This window comes from Porphyromonas loveana (assembly GCF_003096695.1).
In the GTDB taxonomy this organism is placed as follows: domain Bacteria; phylum Bacteroidota; class Bacteroidia; order Bacteroidales; family Porphyromonadaceae; genus Porphyromonas; species Porphyromonas loveana.
Map to the genome: position 1 here is coordinate 1 of NZ_QEKY01000029.1, position 5,868 is coordinate 5,868.

The following is a 5,868-nucleotide window of genomic DNA, read 5'->3' on the forward strand; positions in this document are numbered from 1 at the left end:
ACCGTTTGTTGTACTCCCGCGGGGAAAGTAATCGCATTCTTGATGTCGATGGCTGCCGTGTAGGAATTACCCACCAAGTTGGATCCGGAATAGTTGACCCCGGAAGTACGCGTCAGATCCACGGTGGCATCGCCCAAGTAGAGCTCTCCCTTGAAGCTGTAAACATCCGTCGGCAGGGTATTGCTACTGTTTGTGATTTCGTATCCCTTGAACATCTTCAGGTTCGTGTCGGGGGCGAAAGGTGCAGGACGCCATTTGTCTCCGTTGAATGCTTCCACCCATTGGTTCACTGTTTCGTTCCCGAGTACGTCATTATAAGGGAAGTCTGCATCCTTGAGCGGTATGCCGAAATACTGCCAGCTTCGACGATACATACCGCAATCGGCGCAATCGTAACCCTGGTTGTAGAACTCAACCGTAGCGCCAACATTCGGATTGTTTGCCGGATCGGCAAAGAGCAGCGTGCCTGTAGGGGCATCCTTGGACGACTTCACAACGATAGTACCGGCATTGGGATTGTTATCCAAAACTTGTCCGTTGATGATCAGTTGGTTGCCCGTGGTAATCACCAAATCTTTGTCAGAATCGTTGATCAAGTTGCCGATGATACGGCCCTCAGTGCTATTTTGGAGAATGTTGTCCAGATGGAGGTCTTCCTTAGCAGGGCCCGATTTCGGATTGCCGGACACAATCGGGTTGTTTATCTCTGTCGCAAACTCTACATCTTCTGTCGCATTGGGGACATGGTTGTTCGTCCAGTTATTGGGTTCTGCCCATTCGTTGGGTTTGCCCGCCGTACCGCCGATCCAATAGTTGGCCGGCAGTTTCTCCAACACGACATTGGGCGTATTGACCTCACAGAAACATCCGTCTTTGGCCAGAATCGTCAGGAAGAGGTGTTCTGTATTGGTCGGGAGTACTCCGTTCACCTTCATCGTCTGCGAGAAAGGAGTTCCATTGAGCACCTCGGTCGGGATTGCCTGCGTGCCTACGATGACATCGCCGGCAGAGTAGATGTTATTGCCGTCTTTGTCGGAGAAGAGCGTCACGATCGTACCGGCATTCAGAGAGAGGGGCGAGGTATTCGTCACTGTATATTCGACCGAAATATTCTCTTTGCCTCCGGTCGGTACGGAAGTGGCAGTACCGATCGTCAGAATCAGATTGGGCTTATCAAGCGTGAAGTCAAACTTGCTTACACCCGTTGTTACGAATGTGGCAGTACATTGAACTCCTTCGCACATCAATCCCGGGATCTCTTCGACATTGACAATCTCGATCGTATGATTGCCGCAAGCCGGCGCGTTATTGTCGTCTTCTTTCATGTCAACTGTGTAGGCAAACGATTGACCTGTCGTCAGACCGGCCTTGACATTGATCCTAATCTTGTCTTCTCCGTTCGCTGTCACTGTGACGACTTCCGAGCCGGCAGGCAAGGCATTGGCGCCTCCCGGATGGATATTGTCCGGAGCATAAGACCCCGTCACATACTTATAGCCCAATGGCAGCGTGATTTCCAAATAAGCCTTGGAGGTAGTCGTTCCGCCTACAATGGTTTGCACCACTTTCACTCGCTTGGGGGCTTTACAGTCCGATTGTGATGTCGTGGTCGTAACAACCTGCGTGGCAGCAGAGGTCGTGTAAGGTTCTATGGCTCCATCTATTCTGATTGGAGGAGTACTTACTGCCAGACCCGATCCCTTCGCATTCTGGTTACATGCGTTGCGGCCGTCCGCTCTGACTCGGAAGTTCTTGCCCGAGACAAATGAACACCCTGTCTTGACGAAGAACTTCACAAGGATCTTTCGCTGATTGTCGTTGGCCCCTGCCTCCTTCAACCCCTTGAGGTAGCCTATCGATGCCAAAGCCGGATGCTCCAACAGATTGACCGAATTATTGACCACATTGAGTGAAGACCAAGTTCCCGTACCCGCAGGATACTGTACTTCTACTTGATTCGGCGTCACCACTAAGCCCTCTTCCAGGAAGATGCTGAAACTGGGACTATAAACGTTCGCATTGTCCGTCGATTGGATGCTGTAGATGTACTCCAGCGTGTTACACAACGTCGCCGCCTCTGTCGGATTCGGAACCTTCACTTGGGTAAGCTCCATGGCTGTTGGCAAGGGTTTGAGTTTCAAATCAACGGTCTGGACATTGCAAACATAGTCAACAGGGGCAGAGGGAAAGGCGCTACAATTCCAACCGCCCATAGCTTTGAGAGAAGTGGGGGAACAACCAGAATAGGTGAATTTGATCGTATAGTCAAGAGCTGTTCCTGCAGCCACACCAGCTTCCGACAAACGATACATCTTACCGCCTGAATAGGTAGTAAATGCCACAACATCTCCACTCGAAGAGGTTACTTCATTGATCGTAAGCCCCCCCGTGTTAGGTAAAGCAAGCCATACGTAAGGAGCTGTTGAAGTTGACGGGTTGTTAATGCGCAGCTTCCATTCCCCAGTTTTGCCGACCATCTCTACCTCGCCGCTCTGATTGACTAACGTTACGGAGGGCTTATTGGAGTATATGAGCGGTCTGTTGATATAATGCAATCCTTGGTTGTTGGATGGACTATTATCATCACCCGGAAGAGGGGCAGCTATGTTGAGATTATTTGGAATAGTTGGTTGTGCCGCTGCATAATAATAATGGTCAATATAGTCTAAGTAGTAAGATATTTTATCGTATGCATTTACAATATCGGAGGAGGCACAAGTAGGCGTAATATTCGCTAATAAGATAGCTCCATATACATTTTCAACAGTAATGTTGAAGTGTGACGTATGATCTGCAGGGAATGGATACTTATAGATATTGTATTCGCCATGTGTAGTTACAGTTTCCTGTGAGAGTTCTATAAAAGGAGTATTGCCGGAAGGCGAGGGATGATTTCTATGGTTGCGGAACCTTACTTTATTCAAAGTATAGGCCTTAGGAATTTTTATGTAAACATTTTTGATTTTTGCTCCCGGACGATATTCATTCGTATAAGGCAAAGCTCCTGGCATAAAACGCCGTGCATAGTTGTTTGAAACGAAACCAATGTCAATAGAACTACATCCGGATATAGTATGCGGATTCATTCCATTAATGGCGTAAGTACTCATGACGTATATCTCAGGGACAAGCCTAATACATGTAATAGGGTTCGCAGTATTCCATATGGGCACCGTATTTGTGTCTGAGTTGTACAAAAACCACTCTCGCCCCATTTGAGTATCTACATAGTAACCGTATTCCGTATGGACTCTATAGCGAGTAATAACGTCAATTTTATCTCCGTCAAGCAATCCCTGTGCCGGCAGTATAGAGGTGAAATCCCAATCGATCTGCTGATTTTCAGATGCATGTTTAGACACAGACACCGTATGTCCTGTAACCGATACTATTTGTACGCCATTTCTGGTAATGGTAATATCTGCCGAAAGAGGCTCCAAAGTTCTCGTATTGGAACGTCCTAATTTCAGTACAAAACGCGCACCCAGCGAAGAAGCTGCCCCATGTTGAACCGCTGATGCCGTAAGACGTATTTCGTCCATATATATGGCCTTCGCTAGGTCGTAAGAAGAAATATTGTTTCGAGATTGACGTGCAGTCATAGTATAGTCTGTCCATCCGAGCGAGTTATCCTCACGTTCCACAACTGGTATTCCCGTTTGAGGTCCATTAGAACAGGGGGGAGCGCATCCCAACACATTACGAGTAAAGGTCCCACACATAAGAGGGACAGAAGGACAAATACAAGTGGGATAGTTTAAATAGTTAAATACCTCATAGAAGCGGTACGATACACTCATTGTCGAATTATTGGTACAGTCGAATTTGACACCATGCAGTGTGACAAACCCGATTTTGTTGTCGGGAGAGATTATCGTTATTTTGGTTGGAGTACGGATGATATTGGCCGGAGGCACGGCCGTCGGCGTTCCATAGACAACTGCCCCGTCTATTGTTTCCTCCCTACTGATCTTAGTCCACTTTATGTCGGCATCGGCTGGCATAGTAAGTCCTGCAGGAATATCTATCTCTATCACATAGCGGGAATTCGGATTGGCATTAGCACCTTCGCGGTTGTACGAACTTACAATACTATAGTATGTGGTCATTATTTTCATATCGAAAGGTTTATTCTTTTCGATATTAATGGGGATATAAGAGGCATCTACTACCTTTTCGCGAGTAAGGAACATATGAGCGCTGGACGTAGAGTGATAAACTGCCGGTTCTACCCAAGATGCTTTATCGCATGCAGTACGGTGCAAAACTTTCGTTATCAAGCCCCTATCGCTTATTTCTTTTTTGTTACTACATTCCGTAAATGCATCGCAATTTAATTTCACCTTATATTTTAGAGTAAGGGTGGCTCCAACTGGCAAATCGTCGTAATATCCGTCTCCATCAACGTCAGCCAATCCCACGCCTTCACCATCGGGATCGGAACTAAATAGATTTTCAAATCGTAAATCGAGCTCTCTTCCGTTTGTAATGGTATTGGGTACTATTGTACCGGTAGTGGTTTTGATCTCTACAAACTGATGCACAGTAAACTCACGTGGTCTGTAGTAGTCGGTCTTCCCTATCAATTTTAAATCGTATGCGGCTCCCATAGTGCCTCCTGTACCGGTGTTCTTACATGTAAAAGTGAGTTCAAACGGATTACACGTTGAAAATGAAGCATCGTTATAATTGGGACCTGTAACTGTATAATCTGTTATGTTGGCTACCCCTGCCGCCATGGTAATAACAGCAGTGGTTGTTTTTATTTCGCATTGCTGGTCAGTAGAGCAGCCCCACCCGAGTCTGTAGGTTGTGAGCGGTGCGCATGTTTTCAGCTTAAAGGTTTCTTTCAGATAGATGATCTCGCCGTTGGTCAGCAGATTGTCCGATCCCAGAAGCGTTCCTGAAAGCGTATAGGAACGTACTTTACCGTTCGTCGCCGTGGGCGTGAGATCGACATAGGCGCCCGAAGTGCCCAGTCTGGCCTGCAGCGTCATTGCTCCTGTTCCCGTGAGGTAAGCCTCATCGGGATACTCTATTGAGAGATAAACCGTTCCGGTCGGATTCTGCGATCCGTTGGTTATCGTAAATTCACGCGTAATGGTTTCCCCGATCTGCTTATTGGATTGGGGGGCAGGCTGATTGATCGTCAGGTTCGGATAGCTGACCGAATAGGTGTTGGACTCCTTGCTGTCACTATGACCGTCGATCGTCACCGTCACCTTATCCTTGAAGACAAACCCTGTCTCGGCAGCGGTAATCGCATTGTTCCAGGCCGTGCAGACGGCCCGTCTCTTGATCGTCAGCTTGACGATGGTGCCAACCTCTACCTCATTGTTTCCGTCTGCCGAAGTAACCGTAAATACCGGTTCGTTCAGATTGGCGATATTCGTCTGCGCCACCGCCACGGCATTGCCCTGCGTGGCAGTTATGACAGCGCTTCCGCTCACATACTCGATGCCGTCTGCAAGTTTGACCTTGACTTCTATCCCGTTTGAAGCTGCTTGGGCCACAGTAAAGTCGATGATCAATGTCTCTTCTCCGGAACATACTGCAACGGACGAAGCCGCCGTCGGCGAATAACTCGGGAAGGTTACCTGTGCAAGGGCTTCCGACGAGCTGAGGCCGAATAGCACTGAAACGAGAATGAGTGTATTAAGTAGTTTTGTTGTAAACGTTTTCATCATGCTTCTTTATTTAAGACAATGCTGCCTGCCACCAGTCTCTCTTGAGAGAGTGCAACAAGCAGCCGGTCGTTGTTTTGTCAGATTGACAGATCGTACTTATACCAGTTATTCCGGATCACTTTTTCGGGCAGGGGGAGTCGGTAGAGCTCGGGCCCGAATTCAGGCGGGGGGAGATTGCCGT

General features: G+C 47.8%; 2 pseudogenes. Both read right to left on the reverse strand.

Annotated elements, in window-relative coordinates:
* A pseudogene (locus C7382_RS09825) lies at positions 1-5,687 on the reverse strand (hypothetical protein); the annotation flags it as partial.
* Positions 5,688-5,764: 77 nt separating this feature from the next.
* A pseudogene (locus tag C7382_RS10330) lies at positions 5,765-5,868 on the reverse strand (fimbrial protein); the annotation flags it as partial.